Source organism: Paenibacillus sp. GQ49 (assembly GCF_059759055.1).
Map to the genome: position 1 here is coordinate 184154 of NZ_JCAXEL010000008.1, position 21382 is coordinate 205535.

A 21382-nucleotide genomic window follows, 5' to 3' on the forward strand; every position below is an offset into this window, starting at 1 on the left:
TGTTGTGGATTATTGTTCTTCATTCTAAGTGCCGTTCAATGTCGCGACAACAATATTTACGCAATTTTGTAATATAACATAACATCAGAGTTGTGATTTGTTTGCTGTGCACGGGAAGAGCAGCTTTTGTTACCCTTAAACATGAAAAAACCGCACTCCATCAACGGAATGCGGTTCTTGGGGGTATGACCCTGTAGCATTGTCATGTTGCACAATGTGCGGTCTAGAGTTGGACATTGTGCGGTCTTGAAGCTGTTTTGTCCCGCACAAACTTGCGGAAGGTGAATACCAGCTTTAATTTGAGCAGATCATTCGTTTTCTTAAAGTCCATTTGCAGCAAGCTGCCGACTTTCTCCATACGATAAGTGACCGTGTTGCGATGCACAAACAGTTGCTTGGCAGCTTCATTGATCAGTCCATCATTCTCGATAAAGGACTCCAATGTATTCATCAATACCTGATTGGGGTCACCGTCCCTGGCAAGTAACGGTTCAAGTACTTTATTGCAGTAGTTCTCCATGATGTTATCCGGTACGTGTTGGAACACATAGGCAAATTCGAGCATTTCGAATTGCAACGCACGGTCTTTCATGCCGAATCGACGAGCCAGTTGCCGTGTATCCAGACACTCCTGGTACGCTTCACGGAGCGATTTGGGTTCATGTTTCATTTTGCTGATCCAGAAACGCGGAGCTGGTGCCCCTTTTGCTTCTTGTGCTGCCAGAACATCACCGAACCGGTTCAACAGAAAACCTGACAGTTCCTCTCCATAATCTCGCCCTGTTGGACAGGTATAGATGGACAGGATGCCATCTTCGATCTGAAAATGCTGTGAGGCCGTGAACTGCATCAGCGGATTGTATTGCAACTCACGATGAATCTGTTTAAGCAGCTTCCCCTCGGCAAACAGAGTCGGCTCAAGCGTAATCAGTACGCATTGATAAGTTCCCTGGAACAAATGTACACCTTTGTTTTCACTCAAAGTGGTCATTTCCTGGATGGTCATTTTGTTATCCAGATACTGTGAAAGCAGCGTACGCATCTCATCTTGCACGGTTGGATTAATATGCTCGCGATAAGTCATATCCATATAAAATGCCAGTACATCGGCAGCCTGCTGGAACAGCTCTTCTTCCGCTCGAAGGGATAAGGCTGAATCGGTAAACACAAGCAACGATCCGTATTCTTCATCATTTTGTTTAATCGGTACGCGATGACAACTTCCCTGATTCCATTTCACTCGGTGCATGACGGATTTCCAAGGCCAGCCTTGGGTTACGGCATCCCCTGCGATGCCTTCACTCCCATAGAGCACATGCCCACGTGAACCAATGACGGCAAGCGGATAGTTCAGCACCGTGGCAAGTTCGGCAAACACATTCCGATGTGGCTGCTGTTGCAGTGCAAACTGCATTAATTTTTTCTGCTTTTGCACAACCTCATGCAACAATCGGTTGCTACGTTCATGTTCAGCCTTGAACAAGGCATTCATCTGGTCCGAGAAGGTGAATTGAAAGGGGAGTTCAAGCAGCGGCAAACGAAGCCGATCAGCTTCCTCGACAATACCTTGGGGAATGGACTGCCAGAAACGTCCCAGCTTGATGCCGAGTCCTGCACAGCCGCGTTCATTCAAACGTCGCATCAAACGCAGTGCATCCGTTTCACTGTCTTTCATAATAAAAGCGGTGGTGAACAACATTTCTCCGGATTTGATCCAATCCGCGATATCAGGAGCGTCCATGACGTTAACGGATTTCATCATCCGTGAAGTCCCTTCTCCACCCGCAACCAGTTTGGCCTCTGACAACGGGTATACCTGTAAAGCCTCTTTAACCGTAAGTTGCATGGACACTACCTCCCATATATATAACACGATATTATGTCATTCTGATTACTATAACTAAATTTCGCATTATTTTTCGAATTAAATCCATATTCAGTCGTTTAACTTTTATTTGTTGTTAAGTATTATAACATCAATTTCCTAAATAAAGCTTACACGACAAAAAAATAAAACCTATGACCTAATTACAGCGCACTTCCCTGTAATCGGCATAGGTTTTTAGATCAGATTTCCATGGTTTCGTGATTCATCCATAATTTCATACGGGATAATACATCTTTGATATTTAGGGGTTTGCTGAGATAGTCCGAAGCACCTGCAGCAATACATTTCTCCCGATCCTCTTTCATGGCCTTGGCTGTCAGTGCAATAATCGGAAGCTGAGTCATGCCAAGCCGTTCACGGATCTGGCGAGTTGTCTCATAACCATCCAGTTCCGGCATCATAATATCCATCATGATGATATCAGGTTTGACTCCTCCACGCTCCAGCAATTCCAGACATTCATACCCATTCTGAGCTGAAATGACATTCATGCCGTATTGCTCGAGAGCGTTAGCCAGCGCATATACATTTCGAATATCATCATCAACGACAAGCACTTGACGACCACTGAGCAAAGATTCTTCCAGAGGTGTCAATAAAACATCAGTTTGTTCGGAAGTCATTGAAGGAAGTTTATTAATCTCAGGTGTAGTGCTAGCCACTTCATTCAGGAACAACCGCGATACGTTCATAGTCTCAGGTTCATCTCTTCGCAGAGGCAGGAACAGCGTGAACACACTGCCATGTCCTTCACGACTTGTTGCCGAGATTGACCCACCCAGCAAAGTTGCAAGCGATTGAGAGATAGACAGGCCAAGCCCTGTTCCGCCATATTTACGTGCCGTAGCCCCATCCGCCTGTTTGAATGCATCAAAGATCTGCAGAAGTTTGTTTTCCGCTATGCCAATCCCTGTATCACTGACGGAGAAAGCAATCACGTCGGTCTCTTGGTCTTTCACCTCAGGATGAGCCAGGCTCATTCTAGAGATCGTTAGGGCAACTTCACCCTCACTGGTGAACTTGAATGCATTCGAGAGCAGATTTCGGAGAATCTGATGCATTCTCATCTCGTCAGTCACGATGGTTTCCGGTAAAGGACTTTGGAGCTGAATTCGGAAATCTATTTTTTTCTGCTCAGCTGTTTTTAGGAAATACTGATTCATGACTTCAGGCAGACTGCTCAGATAGACATCATCAAAATCCACTTCCATCTGTCCAGCCTCTACCTTGGATAGATCCAGAATATCATTGATCAGATTCAACAGGTCCTTGCCTGACTTGTGAATGACCGAAGCATAGTTCTGCTCTTCACTATTCAAGTGTTGATTTTTATTTTCAGACAAGATTTCGGATAAAATCAACATGCTGTTGAGCGGTGTCCGCAGTTCATGGGACATGTTCGCCAAGAATTCGGATTTATACCCCGAGCTTGTTCGTAACTGATCTGCCACAACTGCAAGTTCATTGGCTGATGTCTCAGCAGCGCTCTTCTGTATTTCCAGGCGTTCATTAAGCATATGAAGCTCTTCGGTCTGCATTTGCAGTTCCTCCGTCTGAGACAACATTTCTTCGGTCTGAGACTGTAGTTTCTCCGACTGTGCCTGTAATTCTTCATTCAGAACTTGGGATTCGTCATATAATTGCTGTAATTCCATACGAGTGACGGTCGAGTGCAGTGAAACTCCAAAAATGTCCGTCAGTTCTTGCATCAGCTTCATATCATTCTCTTGCAATGGCTTCATTGAAGCAAGCTCAATTACTGCAATCGTTCTGCCTTCGAACAGGATCGGTACTACAGTTAGTGATGTGGCAGATGTATACCCGAGACCCGAAGAGATTCGGATATAGTTCTGGGGTAGATCATTCATGCGTAGAACTCGCTTCTCTACAGCACTTTGACCTACAAGCCCCTCACCTGGTGCAAGCGACACTTTACCGAGCGAACGTTCTTTCTCTCCATCCCCAGCATATGCAGCCACGCGCAGCAGTCGATTGTCTTTCCAGTAATATAAAACGCTATAGGGAACTTCAAACAACTTGGCAAGCTCGTTCAGGAACAAGCGGGACAATCCCTCCAGATTGGTCGGGTTCTGTAAGAGTGTGGCAATGCCTGTGATCTGGTCCTTGACCCGATTCTGTTCCTGTACTTCATCCAGTAATTTGTTGGTTTCGTGGCCCAGGTCTCCCACTTCATCATGTGTGCGCACCTGAATCCGCTGCTTCAGGTTTCCACCTTTGGAGATATCACTAATGGTTTGCATAACATCTCGCAACGTTTTGACGATATTTCCTGATATCACAATCGCAGCTGCAATGGATAATGCTGCAATAATACCCCACAGCGTGTACATAATCGTCAGCAGTGTGGAACTGCGTCTGGCAAGTTCAGTAACCCTCGCTTCGGTCAGAGCGATCTCTGTGTTACGGAAGGTTGTAAGTTGAGAGCGCAGTAGATCAATTTCAGTTTTACCCGGATCAGATTGAAAGAATGCAACAACTTTCGCTTGATCCCCTTGCTTTTTCAAGTCCACCGACGGCTCCCCAGCAATCTCAATCCAGCGTGTAATATGTGATTTGATGCTTTGCAAACTCTGCTGCTGGGAAGGATTGTCGCTAATAAGAGCATTCAACTGATCATAGTTGGAACTCCACTGGGATAGACCTTGGGAATAAGGCTCCAAGTAACTCTCATTGCCTGTAATCATGAATCCACGCTGTCCTGTCTCCATGTTCAAGACATTTTTTTCAATCGCGTTGGTCAGATTATGTACTTCCAGATCATGATGGGAGATAAAATCATTTTCCTTCTGTAACACATTAATTTGGGCCGTAAGCACTAACAGAACAGCTCCAAACAAAAGCACAACCACAAGATAGCCCAATAAAATTTTGGAGCGTATCGTAAATCTTCTCGTTTTTGACAACGCGGAAACCTCCAAATATATGAATCCCATTCAATTAAATTAAAACTGGTGCATATGTAGTTTATATGTATACGTATAGTCTGACAAGCTTTAAGTTCATCGATTTGCATTAGAAAAACGACCTGCTTGTGCAGGTCGTCCTCTTCAGTGATCTATATTGCTCATTATGGCTGATTTTAGGCCTTTGGAGCGATCATTTTGGCCGGATCGACATATTGATCAAATTGCTCTTCGGTAAGCAGGCCCGTTTGTAACGTCGCCTGTTTCAAAGACAAGCCTTCTTTATGCGCAAGCTTCGCAATTTTGGCTGCATTCTCATAACCAATGTGCGGATTGAGAGCGGTAACCAGCATGAGTGAATTATTTAGATTATGTTCAATCTGATCCAGGTTAGGCTCGATGCCTACGGCACACTTGTCATTAAAGGCAATAATGGAGTCCGCCAGGAGTTGCACGGATTGCAAGAAGTTATAGATGATAACCGGTTTGAATACATTCAGTTCAAAATTACCCTGACTTGCCGCGAAACCAATCGCTGCATCATTACCCATGACCTGCGTAACCACCATAGTAATGGCCTCGCTCTGAGTTGGGTTGACTTTACCCGGCATAATAGAGCTGCCTGGCTCATTCTCAGGAATACGGATTTCGCCCAATCCACTACGAGGGCCACTGGCCAACCAGCGGACATCATTGGCAATTTTCATCAAATCAGCTGCAAGCGCTTTAACCGCACCGTGCGCATACACAACTTCATCATGACTTGTAAGTGCGTGGAATTTGTTTGGTGCAGATACAAAATCTTTCCCCGTATGTTTGCCAATCTCCTTGGCAGTGAAGTCCCCAAAGTCCGGATGTGCATTAATGCCCGTTCCGACAGCTGTACCGCCAATTGCAAGCTCCTTCAGATACTGTACACTTTCACGGATCATACGCTCACTCTTGCCCAGCATGGCTTCCCAACCACTAATCTCCTGACCAAGCGTAATTGGTGTTGCATCCTGGAGGTGAGTACGTCCAATCTTGATAATATCCTTGAATGCCTCCGACTTGTCTGCAAAAGTAGCTTTTAATACCGCAATGGCCGGCAAGAGTTGATCCTCAACAGCCAGAACACCTGCGACATGCAGAGCCGTTGGGAATGTATCGTTGGAGCTCTGGGACATATTCACGTCATCATTTGGATGCAGACGCTCTTCCTTGCCCTTTTGCTCCAGCAGTTGGTTCCCAAGATTCGCAATCACTTCGTTCACGTTCATATTGGATTGTGTTCCGCTTCCCGTCTGCCATACTACCAGTGGGAAATGGTCATCAATTCGGCCTGCAATAATCTCGTCTGCTGCATAAGCAATAGCATCGGACTTAGCCGCAGATAATTTACCTAATTTATGGTTACTGGCCGCAGCACTTTTTTTCAAAATGGCAAGGGCACGGATAACTTCCATCGGCATATGTTCATTGCCAATCGGGAAGTTCTCTTTGCTGCGCTGCGTCTGAGCTCCCCACAGCCTGTCGGCTGGTACTTTCATTTCGCCTAACGTATCTCTCTCAATGCGGTATTCCACTTGCTTGTCCTCCTCCAAAAAGATGGTTTGGGTCTCTACAAAGCTTGTGTATCTCGTCATATTATACATGATTTACGAGCAGGTTTTCACCTGTTCGACAAAATTGTAAGCGTAGCGCAAAATGAGCGTGAATTATTTTTGTGACGCAATTGGATACAATCGGCTGCTCTGTTCGAATAATTCGCCTGGTTCCAAACCGATCAATCCGATTTCTTCTGCAGGGATGCCTTCAACATTCGGGGCATTAACCAGGTTCATCTGTGGTTCAGGACAGAAGAATTCGCCACCCATGTTATTGTTCCAGATCATCCAGTGTTTGTACGATGTACCCACATCATATACCAGTTTGTCTCCAGTACGGTGATCCGTAAGTTCCATATAGTTACGTCCATTCTGCGGCTCTGCTGTGTAATGATTATCCATGGCAGCAAAAAACGGACTAACCCCATCTTTTTTCATTTGTTCTTCCTCAGGTGTAAGCGGTTGAAATTGTCCTGTTGGCAGAGAACGCTCGTTCAATTCACGACGTTGTCCAATCGTAACTTTGGCCGTGTAATCCGAGGCTTGACTGTCCGGTGCAAAAGGTACAGCAATTGCCGTGTGGAATGCAAACAAATTCGGCATATATTCAGTCCCGTTGTTGCGGACGATCAATTGTTGCTGGAGTCCTTGGTTACTCAAAGAGTAACGAAGCGTCACCGTGAACGTAAACGGCAGGTACTGATGGAATGTATGCCCTTCTTTCACGTCCTGGCTAAGCAACACATAACTCTCCAGCTGATCGGAACCGTATCCTTCCACCTTCCACTCGGCATCATGCAAAAATCCATGCAAATGGTTACCTGTAGCCGGTTCGTTCACAGGCAACTGATAAACTTTACCATTCCAAGGGAAACGTCCATCCTCATAACGGTTCGGTGGAGAAAGAATCGGAATTCCATAAACCGCAGGTGCAGCCATAAACTCATCCATCTGATCCTGGTTCGGTTCTCTCAAGTAACGGAAACCCTTTTCTGTATCACGGAAAGCAACGAGGTTGGCACCCACGCTAGGAATAACTGCCGCTTCAAACTGATTGAAACGAAGCCAAACGGCCGGTATCCCTCCAAATTGTTCTTCAAATGCTGCATTTTGTTGTGTCATCGTTATATGTACCTCCTGCATACTAAGGTTATATTATACGGCTCGACTATATCATGCCCGAGCGCAAAATACCAATCTATGATAGAGAACAAATTCATGATAGAAAGTAAAAAAAGACAGAAAAAAGACAGCTGTAATCCGTTACGGCTGTCTCTGCTGTCTTTCATATGATGGTTCAATTAATCCACATATTTGCCATGATCCGGCACAGTGCTCTCTTCAAAGTCCAGATCAAGCCGCTTCAAGGATTCACTCAGCATATCTCCACTCAAGGCATGCCCATGGCCGGTAATCGCAAGCTTCGGCTCCAGATGCCTTATATGCTGGACAGATTGATGAGCAGCCTGCCAATCGGTTGTGAAATAAGATGGTGGGCCATGCAACTGTTTGTCCTGAAGCAACACACTCCACAGCGACTCCTGCTTCACTGTGATGATTGCGTCTCCCGCAATTAACAAACGGTCTGCTTCTCGAAACAGCGACACATGTCCAGGCGTATGACCTGGCGTGTGCACCCACTCCCATCCTGATACGCCTGGAACGGAATGATCTTTGGGTAGACTGAATATCCGATCATCCAGATTGATCGCCTCATTAGGATATGCGAATGACAACCTGGACATTAAACCTCCACCTACAGAAGGGTCCGCTGGCGGGTAATCTTTTAATCCCGTTAAATACGGAATTTCAAGCGGATGAGCATACACTGGCACACCCCAGAATTGTTCCAGCTCAATAACGGTTCCTACATGGTCGAAGTGACCATGCGTCAATATGATCGCAGACGGCGGACCTTGAAATCGTTCTGTTGCAACCTGAACAATATGATCTGTAAACCTCGCCATTCCGGTGTCCACGAGGACCCAGTTCCTGCTTCCTGGCTCTCCGATGAACACGACATTAACGAATAGTGTACGTAGACTGAGAATATCGGGCGCGACTTCTTCAAGTCCCGTCAACCCTTCAGTAATCAGATTGTCAGATGCCATTCACGGTTACCTCCCATTAGGCGGATTGTCTCTCTGGTTCCATTCATCTCGTAGACTTCCCTTTTCTGGATCATCTATTCAACATTTCCAATAAAATAGACGGTATACACCCTGTTTCGGGCATACACCGTCTAGTATAGTCATCGACACAACACAATAGAACAAGAACATCTCGGCCAGTTAAGCCGGAAATGCCTCCAAAGCAGCATCGAGCAATTGATTGTACAGATCGTCATCATTCTCAAGCAACTCGTCCATACGCAGTAACTCTTCTTCATCACCGGATTGCTCCGTGAAATGCAAGCTATAGTCCCAATCTTTTCCGTTCTTGCTCATGAAGGTAATCTCATATACTGACTTTTCGCCTTCTGTGCGGTAAACGGTATTTCCCACGTATCCTTTTTCACCTTCACGGCGCATTTCAGCACTTATAATTTCAATATTCACAATCATTCTCTCCTTTAATCTTTCATCTACAGTCGGTCTCCAACATTTCTGGTAAACCTAGTTTGGTAATTATTATTGGTTAATTGTACAATATATAACGTAGCAACGTATACCTTATTCAATGAAGGAACCATTCTGAGTCCTTACATAGTTGTAATGAGGACTATAATAGCCAACAAGCTACGATATTATTATCACATTGGAGGAAAAAATAGCATGAATACTTTTGAAACGAATCTGCAGCAATATGCTGAACTGGCTGTGCAAGTCGGTGTCAATGTCCATCCTGGGCAGACACTCGTGGTTAACGCTCCAATCTCGGCAGCACATTTTGTACGACTGATTGTCAAATCGGCTTACGGTAAAGGTGCGAAATTGGTCAAAGTAAACTGGAGTGATGAAACCGTTACACGTCTACATTACGATCTTGCACCTGATGAAGCCTTCTCCATTGAACCGAAATGGTTTGCAGCTGAAATGACTGAACTGGTTGAAGAAGGTGCCGCTATTCTGCACGTCATCGCTGAAAATCCGGATCTGCTGAACGGTGTAGCGCAGGAACGCATTATTACCAGCCAAAAAGTGCGTGGCAAGGCGCTCGAAAAATATCGTTCTTATCAGATGGCTGACAAATTCAGCTGGTCTATCGTGGCCGTTCCTTCTCCGGAATGGGCAGCTAAAGTATTCCCGGATCTGCCGGAAGCGCAACAAGTCGACCGCCTGTGGGATGTCATTTTCAAAACGGTACGGATCGGTGAGCAGGATGCTGTTGCCGAATGGAAAACCCATTTGCAAAACCTGGATTCCCGCGCTGATCTGTTGAACAACAAAAAATACAAGAAGCTTCACTATACAGCTCCAGGCACAGACTTGACCATTGAACTTCCAGAAGGCCACATCTGGGTATCCGGTGGAAGTGTGAATGAGCAAGGACATGTCTTTATTGCCAATATGCCTACGGAAGAAGTATTCACGGCTCCGCTGAAAACGGGTGTTAACGGTACAGTGCGCAGCACGAAACCACTGAGCTACGGCGGCAACCTGATTGACGGTTTCTCACTAACATTCGAGAACGGCCGAATTGTTGACTATACCGCCGATCAAGGTCTCGATGCACTCAAAAACCTGATCGAGATGGATGAAGGCGCACACTATCTGGGTGAAGTAGCCCTCGTTCCACATCAGTCCCCAATTTCCGATACCAATATTTTGTTCTACAATACTTTGTTTGATGAAAATGCCTCCAACCATTTGGCGATTGGTAATGCCTATGCCTTCTGTCTGGAAGGTGGTAAAACGATGTCCAAAGAAGAATTGATTGAACGTGGCATGAACTCCAGCCTCACTCATGTAGACTTCATGATTGGATCTGGAGACATGAACATCCACGGCGTGACCTCCGAAGGTGCAGAAGAGCCAATCTTCCTGCAAGGAAACTGGGCATTTTAATCCCGTTTGATGTGATTTAGGAGAGAGGAGATTACTCCTCTCTTTTCCTGCGTCAACAGGTCAAAAATTCAACAATTGGAGGGAACTCATATGTTAAGTTTTGAACAAAAACTGGATCGTTACGCCGAACTTGCTGTAAGAGTAGGTGCTAACGTGCAACCAGGGCAAGTATTTGTTATCTCTGCGATGATTGATAACGCTGAATTCGTACGTTTGCTGGTACGTAAGGGATATGAAGCTGGAGCCAAGCATGTGATTGTAAAATACGGAGATGAAACCGTCAATCGATTGCGGTTTGAGATGGCCCCAGAGGAATCCTTCCAAGAGCCGCCGAAATGGCATGCAGCGGAGCTTGAAGAACTAGCGGCCAATAATGCAGCCTTTCTGACCGTATTGTCATCCAGCCCAGACCTGATGAGAGGTATTGACCCGGAGCGGATCTCGACCCATCAGCGTACATATGGTCAGGCGATGGCCAAGTACCGTCAGTATCAACAGGCGGATAAAATGAGCTGGACGGGTGTGGCATGTCCTTCGCCCGATTGGGCAGCCAAAGTATTCCCGGATCTCCCGGCAGCCGAGCAGGTTAGCCAGTTGTGGGAAGCCATTTTTGCTGCGGTGAGAGCCGATCTGGAGGACCCTGTAGCGGCTTGGGAACAGCATATTGAACGACTGGAGACCAAGGCTGTTGCACTGAATGACAAAAAGTATCAAGCATTACATTTCCTCTCTCCGGGGACGGATCTTACTGTCGAGCTTCCTGAAGGTCATATCTGGGCGCAGGCGGGTAGCGTAAATGAGCAAGGTATCCCTTTTGTTGCCAATATCCCGACAGAAGAAGTATTCACCGCTCCAGCCAAGCATGGTGTTAATGGCAAGGTGTCCAGCACCAAACCACTCAGTTATGGCGGCAGTATCATTGATCGTTTTTCACTCACATTTGAGAACGGACGTATCATTGATTTTCATGCTGAAGAAGGTCAGGATATGCTGGAAAGACTCATTTCCATGGATGAAGGATCTCATTACCTCGGCGAAGTCGCTTTGGTTCCCTTCCATTCACCGATCTCTGAGAGTGGTATCCTGTATTACACTACATTGTATGATGAGAATGCGTCTTGTCATCTTGCGATTGGCAGTTCCTATGCATTTAATATCGAAGGTGGCAAAACGATGTCTCCGGAAGAACTTGCAGCCCGTGGCATGAACACCAGTATTACTCATGTGGACTTCATGATGGGCTCACCCGAGACGGACATCTACGGTATCACAGCAAACGGCGAACGTGAAGCCATCTTCCTTAAGGGAGACTGGGCGTTTTAACTGATCACGGAGAGTTATCTCCTGTAATGTATTTTCTCTGAACAGTCGAAAAGGCTGTCTTGCAACCATGTTTTCATGGTTGACGAGACGGCCTTTTATTAATCTTCAGCAAACTTTCCCGCATGTTATACACACTTCCCTCATCTGGTTTTCCTCGGACCAACCTCCCATTGTATCGTTTCCATATTATGTTGTAAAATGTAATGATACCAATGTTTGTGGATTGTTCACCAGAAAGGAGAACATCATGGCCAATCGGCTTCAGTTATTACTCGCCTCAGATTTCCATAATTTAGGCTCTGCACTTCAGGAAGAAGTGTATTATGAATATTATAATATGGTACATGGTCTTATTGTTTATATCATCAAGGAGCGTGCTGCAGCAGAAGATATTATTCAGGAAGCTTTTATCAAAATCATTAAAAATAAACCCATTTTCGAAGACGAGGTCAAACTGAAAGCTTGGCTCAAGGTCGTCACGCGGAACACAGCTATTAATTATCTGAGAAAAAATAAAAATAACCGTAACCAAGTGGATACGGATAGTGTTTTTATAGATATGGAGACGATGAATCAGACGGCATCTTCCGTGGAAAGCATGGTAGAAACGCAGATGATGGAAGAGTCTATTGAATATTATCTCAGACAGCTCAAACCGGAATACCGTGTACTGGTGGAGTTACGGTGGAAAAAAGGTCTCTCTTACCGAGAGATGGCCGAACTGCTGGATACCTCCGAAGACATTGTGAAGCAACGTTTGTTCAGAGCCCGTGGCAGTATCAAGAAGAAATTACATAAGGAATGGGGTGGAGGCATTGAGCAAAGGCAAGTCCGATAAACATGTGGAGCCATTCGATTCAGAACTGGAAGATGAATATTTCGACGCTGCGTTTGATCTGGCTTTTGATGAAGCTTTCCATCAGGCCGTCTCTGCCCCTTCCGCCTCCCATACCGAATCCATGCAGCAATCCTGGCAGAAGGTACACAGGGAAATTAACAGAATCGGTTTACGTAAAAAAAGAATACGTACTTTACGGCTGTCTGTTGTAGTCGCTGCATCCGTGACCATCGGGGCCGTTATTTTCAGCCTGCCGTCCGGTACGCAAGCAGTATCCCCTTTTGTGCAATCCATCAAGGATTGGGGCAATGGCATGAAATCCATTATTATCGAGGATCGCACGACCCATCTGGGGGCTGATCCATCAACAGCCAAAACGCCTCCACCACCGGAAACCAGCTTGGACGACATTCTTAAAGTACAAGAAGAAGAGGCTCTTAATACACCTTCGTATGAGTTATCGAGCCATCAGTTTCGTCCAGTACTTGTTACGGAAGAGATTGCACGTGAAGGGTTCATGGGTGACTTTCTGTTATCCAAGGCCATTCCCCAGCGATTCAACAAGGTCAAATTCGAACTCGTGCTTGATACTGAAAACCCTGTGAATCCAGACGATTATTATGAGTCCAACCAAATGAGAGTCCAATATACCAGTGAAGGCAAAAGCATAGAAGATGAGATTATCCAGTTTGATTATATCTATGTCATGCCTGGGGAGAAAATTGAAGGGGCCATGCTTCGTGATATGAGCACCGTAAAGCTGGCGGACGGCACGGAAGCACTGATGTATATCGGCCCACCCTATAACTCCTTTCAATGGATGATGGGTTCCAACAATATGAGTCTGTTTGGCACCCTTTCGGAAGAAGAAATGACTGCTATTGCAAACGATTTTCAAGAGCAGAAGTTTCCCGGCAGCACCCGCCGATAAGATCAGAATAATACGGTGCCAGAGACATGTTTGCTTGTTTCCGTGGTACTTCCATCATACGCTGTATGGATACTGGTAACGCGATAATAGTATCCTGGCATAACGGTCCAATCCGATGTGGCATTCAGTAAGTTTGTATTCGTTGCATTGTTGGAACTGGCTTTAAAAGTTACCCATGCTGTTCCTGTCCAGCGCTCAAGTCGATAATCTACGGAAAGTGTCTTCATTGCTGTATATGTCATGGTCTTGGTATTGACGATAGCCGATAGTCCACCCCCTGGAATGACTGCACCGACCGCTTGATAGATATGTCCAAGTTCTCGAGTGTTAGCAAGCGAATGGATGGATGGTTCTGGCGGTGGCGGAGCTGTAAGGGCACCAGAGGACACGTTGATCATCGGACTTGCAACGGCTGGTTCGGACGTAGGTATAGCCAGGATTGTTGGCACCATTAACAAGGCAACAAGGGTTATTTTTAGTATAGATGCTGCACTCTTTGTTTTCGTTTTCCGCATATTGATCCATCCTCCGCTTCCATATTTGATTTTGTGTAAGGGTATAAACGGACGGATCGGGTGGCAGGTTTCAAAAAAAATTTAGACGCTCCGATGTTTCTGTCGGCAGCGTCTTTTGTCTTTGCTTGCATCTCCAGCATGGTTGAAACCTAAATTATTCCATCCCGTATGTATTGGGTAATGGATACACGAAACCATATGAACCAACCAGATTTGCAAATGAGGTGTGTAACTTGAGTAAATTTCAATCCAAATCCAGAAGGCATCGTCACAGCTCCAATCCGAATCAACTACATATCGAAGTTTCCGGCTCGTTCAAACGTTGGCTTGTTATCTTGGTGAGTGCGCTTGCCGCAGGGACCTTAATATATTTCTTGGCTACAGCTCGGGAAAGCTGGATAAGCATGGGGATTGACCGCTATGTATTGCCCTTTATGATCTGGGGACTTGTACTGTCCCCCATCCTTGCTTTTCTTTTCCTCAAGCAGAGCGGACGGACCCTTTCCCATGTCAAATTTTTACGTGTTTTCGGGATTGCTTTCTGCCTTCTGCCTCTGGTACTTCTGTTTTATGTGTTACCGGTAACACTTGGCATGGTGAATGATCACCTGACCCAGTTTAAGCAAAATCCCGTGTTATCCACCACTAAGGTGGGGGACTACAATTCTTACGAGGTTACTTTTGTCGATACGCCTATGTACGCCATCATCACCATTAAGACACCGACAACAACCCAATCCACTCGAAAAAAGCTGAATATCCAGCATGATCTGGCTCCCGGAGAGAATGTTTACGTCACTTATAAGCGAATTTCTATCGAGAATAGCTTGGTCACGGAGAATCGTTACGCCGATATTGTCATTCATGCACCCAAAGAATCATGAGCATGCAAAAAAGCTGTACGATGACCATTACGTCACCATACAGCTTCATTTGTTACAATTTCGATCTGGCTACGCGCCTTCTTCTTCAACCAACAGTTCCAGCTTAATCACATTTACTCGGGAAATCCGCTTATGCTCTGTCTCTTGAATGACAAATACATAACCCCCATACTCAACCGATTGACCGACCTCAGGTGGAATGGCATCTACTCTGGAGTACAGCCAGCCCCCAATGGTATCGTAATCGGCACGATCCATCTCCAGTCCGAATCGTTCGCTGACTTCTTCAATCAGCATCAATCCATCAATAGAGTATTCCATCTCATCCACTTGTTCAATGACAGGACGCTCATGGTCGAATTCATCCTGAATCTCGCCTACGATCTCTTCCATGATATCCTCAAGTGTGACAAGCCCGGAGGTTCCCCCGTATTCATCAATCAGAATCGCAATCTGTGTCTTGCTACGCTGCATACGCTTGAGCAGATCACTGATCAGCGTGGTATCTGGCACAGCCAGGATGGGCCGGATCACGGAGATGGTATCCGTGAGTTGGGATCGCATTAGATCCTTAATGTGAATAAAACCGATAATATGATCCTTGTCTCCGTTATATACTGGATACCTTGTTCGCATACTCTCACTGGCAATCTCCAGATTCTCCAGCATGGACTCATTGGCATTCAGACAGATCATTTCCGTCCGCGGAATCATAATTTCACGGGCGGTTGTATCCGTAAAATCAAATATATTATCAACAAGTGCTAATTCAGTGTTATCAATTAAACCGCTCTTATTGCTTTCTTTCATCAGAATGCGTATTTCATCTTCGCTATGTGCGGAGTCCATCTCCGAAGCAGGTGCCATTCGGAACAGTCTCAACAAACCGTTAGCCATACCGTTCAGTGCCCATATGAATGGATACATTAACTTGTAGAAGAACGTTAGCAAAGCCGCAGACCACAACGTGATCGTCTCAGACTTTCGAATCGCCATCGTTTTGGGAGCAAGTTCTCCCAGTACAATGTGCAAGATCGTAATAATCACAAATGCAATGGCAATAGAGATTCCATGAACGTAGACTGGTCCCAGTCCAAATGCGGTAAACATGGGCTCTAACAGATGTGCAATTGCCGGTTCTCCCAGCCACCCGAGTCCCAGTGAAGCCAAAGTTATACCTAGTTGGCAAGCTGATAGATATGCATCCAGATTACGTACGATATTGGAAGCATAGATGGCATTTTTGTTGCCTGTTTCCACCAAAGCCTCAATCCGGCTTCCACGAACTTTCACCATCGCAAATTCCGCCGACACAAAGAAACCATTCATTAATACAAGTAAACCAATGATTACTAAATTTAAAATACTCGGTAAGGGGTCACTCAAATTTTCATCCTATTCGCCGTCATTCTTCGGCAAATAGGTCCACCTCCTTCGAAAATGTAGGATATTTGCCATTCTGCCGCTCATATGCAATTTCAACTTCCCAATGCTTCCACCTCCACCTTGTTCTGTCGAATAAAAAAGATATGCTTCTTTTATTATATAATTCTAAACTACACAGTCAATCCGTGTCCTATGACAACGAAATGGCACAAACGCCTTTTTTCTTTAACAAAAGTCTCGATTACGCTGTTTTTTTAACATTTCACAAACAATGATCTAACCAAACCAAAGAGAGTATCCTCGCTCATGCTTCCGCATGTCTGGATACTCTCTTTTTGCAATACTGTTATTTTCTTAAATTCTATCGCTGATTACGATGTGGACTCAATCTCCACTACGGTTTCCGAAGCGGGGTTCCAACGCCATCTGGCTTGTTTCCCGCTTTCGTTATGCAATCCACCGATCCAGAATTCATCCTGCTTCAGCAGTGCCCAATCGACTTCTTCATTCAACACCTTAATTCCGAGTTCCGTTAGCGACAGGACACCGTCACGGAATTTTTCATCATGCTGCTTGAAATTAGGGAACGTGGTTGCACCGCTCATCTGAAGCAGGGCATGAGGTCCTTCTGTCATCCGCTTCAGATGTGCCCAGTATTCAAGATCACCTAGACCGAGAATATGCAGCTTGTCCCCTACCTCGCGAAATAATGGATACGGATGCTCCACACCTGCTCTAATGGTCTCTAGTGTTGTCTGCTCAATGAGCCCCAGACCGTTCGATACAGATGGCAGACGGGACAAATGTGCCTTAAAGGCAGCTTTTGCAAAGGGTAGCGCAGAAGTGTCTGCCTGCAAGTAATCCAGATGATGCCGGAAATCAGTCGATGTATAGGCTTCCCAGAACTGTGCACCGGCTTGTAACTCGTTTTTCTCAATCACATGCCAACTGCCGGACAGACGTTCAATCTGTGTGGAGGTAAGCTGTCCCAGTCCTCTAAAGTGCTCAATCTCTGGATACGAGTCAATGCAGAGCAGATTCAGTTTCGTATTCTGGAGTGCTTGTCCTTTGAAATAATGCAATAGATACGATAACATTGTCTGGTCATAGAGATCATATTCGAACCATAAGACAATTTCCTTGTATTGTTGAAACGAATTCAACTTGCGTTCAAGTTCCTCAATCTTCAAGTATTCCGCCTGTGGAATGCCCAACTGCTGCTCTAACACGGATGCCCGGTTCTGCCGCTCCTTCGTATCTCCCATCTCTTTGGCTACCGGGCCGAACGTATACAACTCTCTCCATACCAAGATGTCTCCCTGAATTCCACTCTCTCTTAAACGATTGGCAGCGTGATCCCCATTCATAATGTGTAACAATCCTTTTCCTCCTTCATACAAGTCACTGAATACAGAGACCAGATCCCTTACAGGCATAGAGCGCTTGAGTTTGGATCGGGCATCGAACAATCTTTTCTTTAATGCAGGTACTTTGACCCCGAGGAAATCCGATATTTCCTTGAGCGAGTATCCTTCCAAATAAAACAGTTCAACAGCAATCCGCATTGATGATGGCAGTATTGCAATGGAATCACGCAGCGTACGATGCATTTCATTTTGCACCGCTTGTTTTTCTGGATCATGCGCCTGATCCTCTTCATGGAATACATGCTCCAGCTCCTGAACTGGAATCATGGTATGCTGCTTGCGTCTTAGCCAGCGATAACACTGCCTCTCCACGATTACCTTGAACCACCCGGGAAAAGCCTCAGGAGCTTCCAGCTTGGACAGATTGCCAAAGGCTTCAGTAAATGCTTCCTGTACGACATCTTCAGCCCAAAATGTATCTCCTAAACGATTATAGGCAACAGCAAGAGCCATCCCGCGATATTGAGACATCAGTTGTGCATAAGCTTCCGTTTCGCCCTTCATCGCTCCTTCAATCCATGAATTCAATGCTATGGACTCCCTTCATATAAGCATGCTGCTTGTTCTATTCATGTATAAGTGCCATGTTATCGCCAAAAGGTTACGTATGACTCTAAACCTAGAGTAACCTTCGTATATATGTTTATGTAAAAAGCTGTCCTGTCTGCGGATTACCTCCACATTCAGGACAGCGAAGTAAATCAGTATGTGTTAGACATGTGACATGTCAGTTATCAATCAACATGATGAGGTGCCAATGATTATCTGCTTGGAGCTTGCGGGTAATTGCCTACTACGCCCGGATATTGATACAACAACGGCTCATCAAATGTAGCATAGTCGAAGTTGACCATCAACAGCATGATCCGTCTTCCTGTCTTCGGATCACTGATGATAATATGATCACGGCCCGCTGCTTCAATAATCCCTTGGAATATGCGAGCGTTCCATTCTTTGTTGCCTTCATATGTCATGTAGAACGTACCGAATTTCCCGAGATTCAAACGTAAAATATTCTCAATGTATGACTGCTCAAACTGTGGAGCCGTTGTTGTAATCACTGCACCCGTTGGTGTCATTGGGCTACCACTGGATACGAGTGGGGGTACACTTGTGGAGCTTGGTGATACCATCCCTGGCGTTGGTGACATGGCAGGCATTCCGTTACCGATTTTGTAAGACGTACCTTGAACCTGAGAATTGGCTTGTTGACCCAACACGGAATTCGCTTGCTGACCCAGTGTTTGAGTTGTTGGTTGATAAGGCTGATTAATCATGATGATTCCTCCCAAAATTTAATATACTTCCGGACAGTCTTCGCCTGAAGGACTGAAGAAACAATGCGCTTTGAAACGTCCTGTATTTTGCTGGTCATACCACGTTGCCGGACACTCGGCCACAGGTCGGAAGAACCACAATGAATTGCTGGCAGGCCAGAAGCGCTCTCCATTGATCACCCGTTGTGCGAGACGAATCTCGGACTGTCTTGCCCGTTGGTAAAAGTACCCCTTCTGTGTTGACTCGTATCCTCCTGGATTCTGGAATACCATACGATTGATATCGCGAATATCCTTAAAATCCAGACAATCCACCAGCACCCGGTTCACACTTACATTGCCCACAAGCAACATACCCTGTTCGCCGTCACCTTCAGCCTCTGCCCTCATGAGCCTAGCCAGCAGCTTGACGTCCTCTGAGTTGGCTTTAATAACAGCCATAGTCTGTTTCCTCCCTTGTTTCAGCTGTTCATCACCGTACATCGTATTGTGCAGGAGCCCATTCGGTGACACGATTCCATCTTTTTTCCATAAAAAAAAGCCCGGAACCTCACCCAAGGTGAAGTCCCGAAGCAACTCGTTTCTTATAATACTCGCCTGTTTAAGGCTTGGCTTCAATCCAATAATCATAGGCATGAACAATGTTGCCTTGGTAAGCCTGATGTTCGGCCAGCAGATCCGGAAGCTTGGCAAGCTGAAGTTCCATCTCCGCTGCCCCTTTCTCATAAAAAGAAATATGAGGACCTTCGTGGTTCTGCTTCATTTCAACCGAAATCATCAACCTTTTACCGAAACGATCCGCAATCTCCATCTCCTGACCCACAACAGCAGCAATCCCATTGGAACCTTCGGCGTTGTTACGGAAAGCCATCAGCGACACATGATCGAGTGTACGGATCATAAATTCAGCCACAGATGTATCCTTTCCTGGCAACGCGAAGCTATCCAGCCATACAGCAAGGTCTGCGCTTGTTTCGAGATCACTGTCCTTCTTTGTTTCTTCCTGGAAAAATGTAATGTTGGCAGCCCATTCGGTTAATAAGGTGTCCCGACTATTCTCCCACTCTGGCAATGTGTAAGGCTCAATATCCAGATGGATGCCTTCAAATCGTTCATCCGGTTCGGACTCGGCATTATAGTTTTTCACATAATCAATCAATCGCTGAATGCGTGGACGATTCTCCTTTTTGCCCCAGATGGGGTGTCCACCCATCGCATGGATCTCAATGCCTTGCGCTTTTGCCCGTTTCACAAAACTGCGGTAACTGGAATAAGGTTGATCCAGGTCCAAACGGACATACAACCAGTTAATATTCTGCTCTCTAGCAAACGCTAGTATGTGCTCTCCCCCGTCATTCGTCACCTGAGAGGCCTCCCAGATATACGTTCCCCGAATCTCTGGCTGATTGGATGGAATCTCCGGTGATGGCAGTTCCGACGGCTCCAGTTGTCCCCAGTATACGATGTCATGTACGGCAGAACCTGCGTAGGAACTATGCTCGCTGAATGCGGAGGCGACTTCTTCGATAACGCTTTCCAGTTGCGCTGCACCTTTCCCGGCAAATGTCGTGAACTCCTCGCCAGGCATGGGCTTGGTGTTCAACCCAACCGTAACGCTCACATTGCTGGTATCGGCCCAGTTCATTTCCTGTTCAATCAAACGTATGATACCATTGTTCCCTTGCGCGTTATCACGGTAAGCGAGTAAAGTGACATGCTCCACTCGTTCAATGAACCAACGTGACAATGGTTCGTTATCTGCATCCTCAGAAACTCTATTTCCTGTGATGGTATAGGAATCCAGCCAAAATGGCAGGTCAATATTCACTGCAACTGCACCATCCTGTCTCACTTGCTCAAATAACAGATTCATATTGGCTACCCATGATTGCACCAGTGGCTTGGCATCTTCTTTCCAGGCTGGTAACACATAGGGTTTGATATCCAGATGTATGGCATCAAATTGCTCGTTAGTCTCAGCAGCTTGATTGTAATCACTTACCCACGACGCTAATCTGAGCATGGGGCCTTCACGGCCACTGAGTGCCCAGGATGGATCGCCTCCCAGTGCTTCAACCGTAATACCCGCACGGCTGGCTTTGGCTATAAACGTCTGGTATACCTCCTTGGACAGCGTCATGTCTACATTCACGTACAGCCTGTTTATCTTATGTTTAGCTGCATTGGCCAACAGCTCATCTCCGTTGCTAACAGACTGTGCCTGCCATACCCAGGCCGCCCGTATATCTGCGCCGTCTGCTTCAGCAGGTGACTCATTCCCTATCATTATCATCCCTCCGATCAGCAGTAACAGCCAAAATACCTTCCGGGATTGTTTCCCGAACATATACTCCCTCCATTCCTCTACTGTTGTAAAATCACATTTATTATAGCAA

General features: G+C 45.8%; 17 protein-coding genes. 5 read left to right on the plus strand and 12 right to left on the minus strand.

Features of this window, described 5'->3' with window-relative positions:
* Positions 1–223: 223 nt before the first annotated feature.
* The 6 genes from AC6CIF_RS16195 to AC6CIF_RS16220 form a co-directional block, all read right to left on the minus strand.
* On the minus strand, positions 224–1846 hold the full coding sequence (locus tag AC6CIF_RS16195) for a PucR family transcriptional regulator (protein WP_498200438.1): 1623 nt from the start codon (positions 1844–1846) through the stop codon (positions 224–226).
* A gap of 221 nt (positions 1847–2067) precedes the next feature.
* Complete coding sequence (locus tag AC6CIF_RS16200) at positions 2068–4812, minus strand: CHASE3 domain-containing protein (protein WP_498200439.1); 2745 nt, start codon at positions 4810–4812, stop codon at positions 2068–2070.
* A gap of 176 nt (positions 4813–4988) precedes the next feature.
* A complete protein-coding gene (gene fumC / locus AC6CIF_RS16205) occupies positions 4989–6377 on the minus strand; it encodes a class II fumarate hydratase (protein ID WP_017688147.1) in 1389 nt (462 codons plus the stop codon).
* A gap of 132 nt (positions 6378–6509) precedes the next feature.
* A complete protein-coding gene (locus AC6CIF_RS16210) occupies positions 6510–7520 on the minus strand; it encodes an aldose 1-epimerase (protein WP_498200441.1) in 1011 nt (336 codons plus the stop codon).
* Positions 7521–7699: 179 nt separating this feature from the next.
* Positions 7700–8509, minus strand: coding sequence for an MBL fold metallo-hydrolase (locus tag AC6CIF_RS16215; RefSeq protein WP_339297056.1), 810 nt, complete (start codon positions 8507–8509; stop codon positions 7700–7702).
* 180 nt (positions 8510–8689) lie between these two features.
* Positions 8690–8962 carry a hypothetical protein gene (locus AC6CIF_RS16220; RefSeq protein WP_047843332.1) on the minus strand — a complete coding sequence of 91 codons (273 nt, stop codon included), beginning with the start codon at positions 8960–8962 and terminating at the stop codon, positions 8690–8692.
* A gap of 210 nt (positions 8963–9172) precedes the next feature.
* On the opposite strand from AC6CIF_RS16220, the gene AC6CIF_RS16225 reads away from it, so the two are divergent.
* From AC6CIF_RS16225 to AC6CIF_RS16240, 4 genes are all read left to right on the plus strand, one after another.
* On the plus strand, positions 9173–10405 hold the full coding sequence (locus AC6CIF_RS16225; protein WP_498200443.1) for an aminopeptidase: 1233 nt from the start codon (positions 9173–9175) through the stop codon (positions 10403–10405).
* A gap of 90 nt (positions 10406–10495) precedes the next feature.
* On the plus strand, positions 10496–11728 hold the full coding sequence (locus tag AC6CIF_RS16230) for an aminopeptidase (protein ID WP_498200444.1): 1233 nt from the start codon (positions 10496–10498) through the stop codon (positions 11726–11728).
* 247 nt (positions 11729–11975) lie between these two features.
* Positions 11976–12566: an RNA polymerase sigma factor gene (locus AC6CIF_RS16235; RefSeq protein WP_498200446.1), complete on the plus strand. Its 591-nt coding sequence runs from the start codon at positions 11976–11978 to the stop codon at positions 12564–12566.
* Entirely contained in the window at positions 12544–13497 is a 954-nt protein-coding gene (locus AC6CIF_RS16240) for a hypothetical protein (RefSeq protein WP_498200447.1), read from the plus strand. Before AC6CIF_RS16235 ends, AC6CIF_RS16240 begins: the two co-directional genes overlap by 23 nt.
* 2 nt (positions 13498–13499) lie before the next feature.
* On the opposite strand, the gene AC6CIF_RS16245 is transcribed toward AC6CIF_RS16240, so the two are convergent.
* A complete protein-coding gene (locus AC6CIF_RS16245) occupies positions 13500–14012 on the minus strand; it encodes a hypothetical protein (protein ID WP_498200448.1) in 513 nt (170 codons plus the stop codon).
* A 233-nt stretch (positions 14013–14245) separates the two neighbouring features.
* On the opposite strand from AC6CIF_RS16245, the gene AC6CIF_RS16250 reads away from it, so the two are divergent.
* On the plus strand, positions 14246–14896 hold the full coding sequence (locus AC6CIF_RS16250; RefSeq protein WP_498200449.1) for a hypothetical protein: 651 nt from the start codon (positions 14246–14248) through the stop codon (positions 14894–14896).
* A gap of 69 nt (positions 14897–14965) precedes the next feature.
* On the opposite strand, the gene AC6CIF_RS16255 is transcribed toward AC6CIF_RS16250, so the two are convergent.
* From AC6CIF_RS16255 to AC6CIF_RS16275, 5 genes are all read right to left on the minus strand, one after another.
* Complete coding sequence (locus tag AC6CIF_RS16255; protein ID WP_036613746.1) at positions 14966–16282, minus strand: hemolysin family protein; 1317 nt, start codon at positions 16280–16282, stop codon at positions 14966–14968.
* Positions 16283–16653: 371 nt separating this feature from the next.
* The gene (locus tag AC6CIF_RS16260) at positions 16654–18237 is read right to left on the minus strand and encodes a sigma-70 family RNA polymerase sigma factor (protein WP_498200450.1); all 1584 of its coding nucleotides are present in this window, start codon (positions 18235–18237) and stop codon (positions 16654–16656) included.
* Positions 18238–18470: 233 nt separating this feature from the next.
* On the minus strand, positions 18471–18929 hold the full coding sequence (gene gerQ / locus AC6CIF_RS16265; protein ID WP_036613981.1) for a spore coat protein GerQ: 459 nt from the start codon (positions 18927–18929) through the stop codon (positions 18471–18473).
* A gap of 75 nt (positions 18930–19004) precedes the next feature.
* Complete coding sequence (locus tag AC6CIF_RS16270) at positions 19005–19427, minus strand: cell wall hydrolase (protein WP_076217086.1); 423 nt, start codon at positions 19425–19427, stop codon at positions 19005–19007.
* A 160-nt stretch (positions 19428–19587) separates the two neighbouring features.
* On the minus strand, positions 19588–21273 hold the full coding sequence (locus AC6CIF_RS16275; protein WP_498200451.1) for a hypothetical protein: 1686 nt from the start codon (positions 21271–21273) through the stop codon (positions 19588–19590).
* Positions 21274–21382 lie beyond the last annotated feature (109 nt).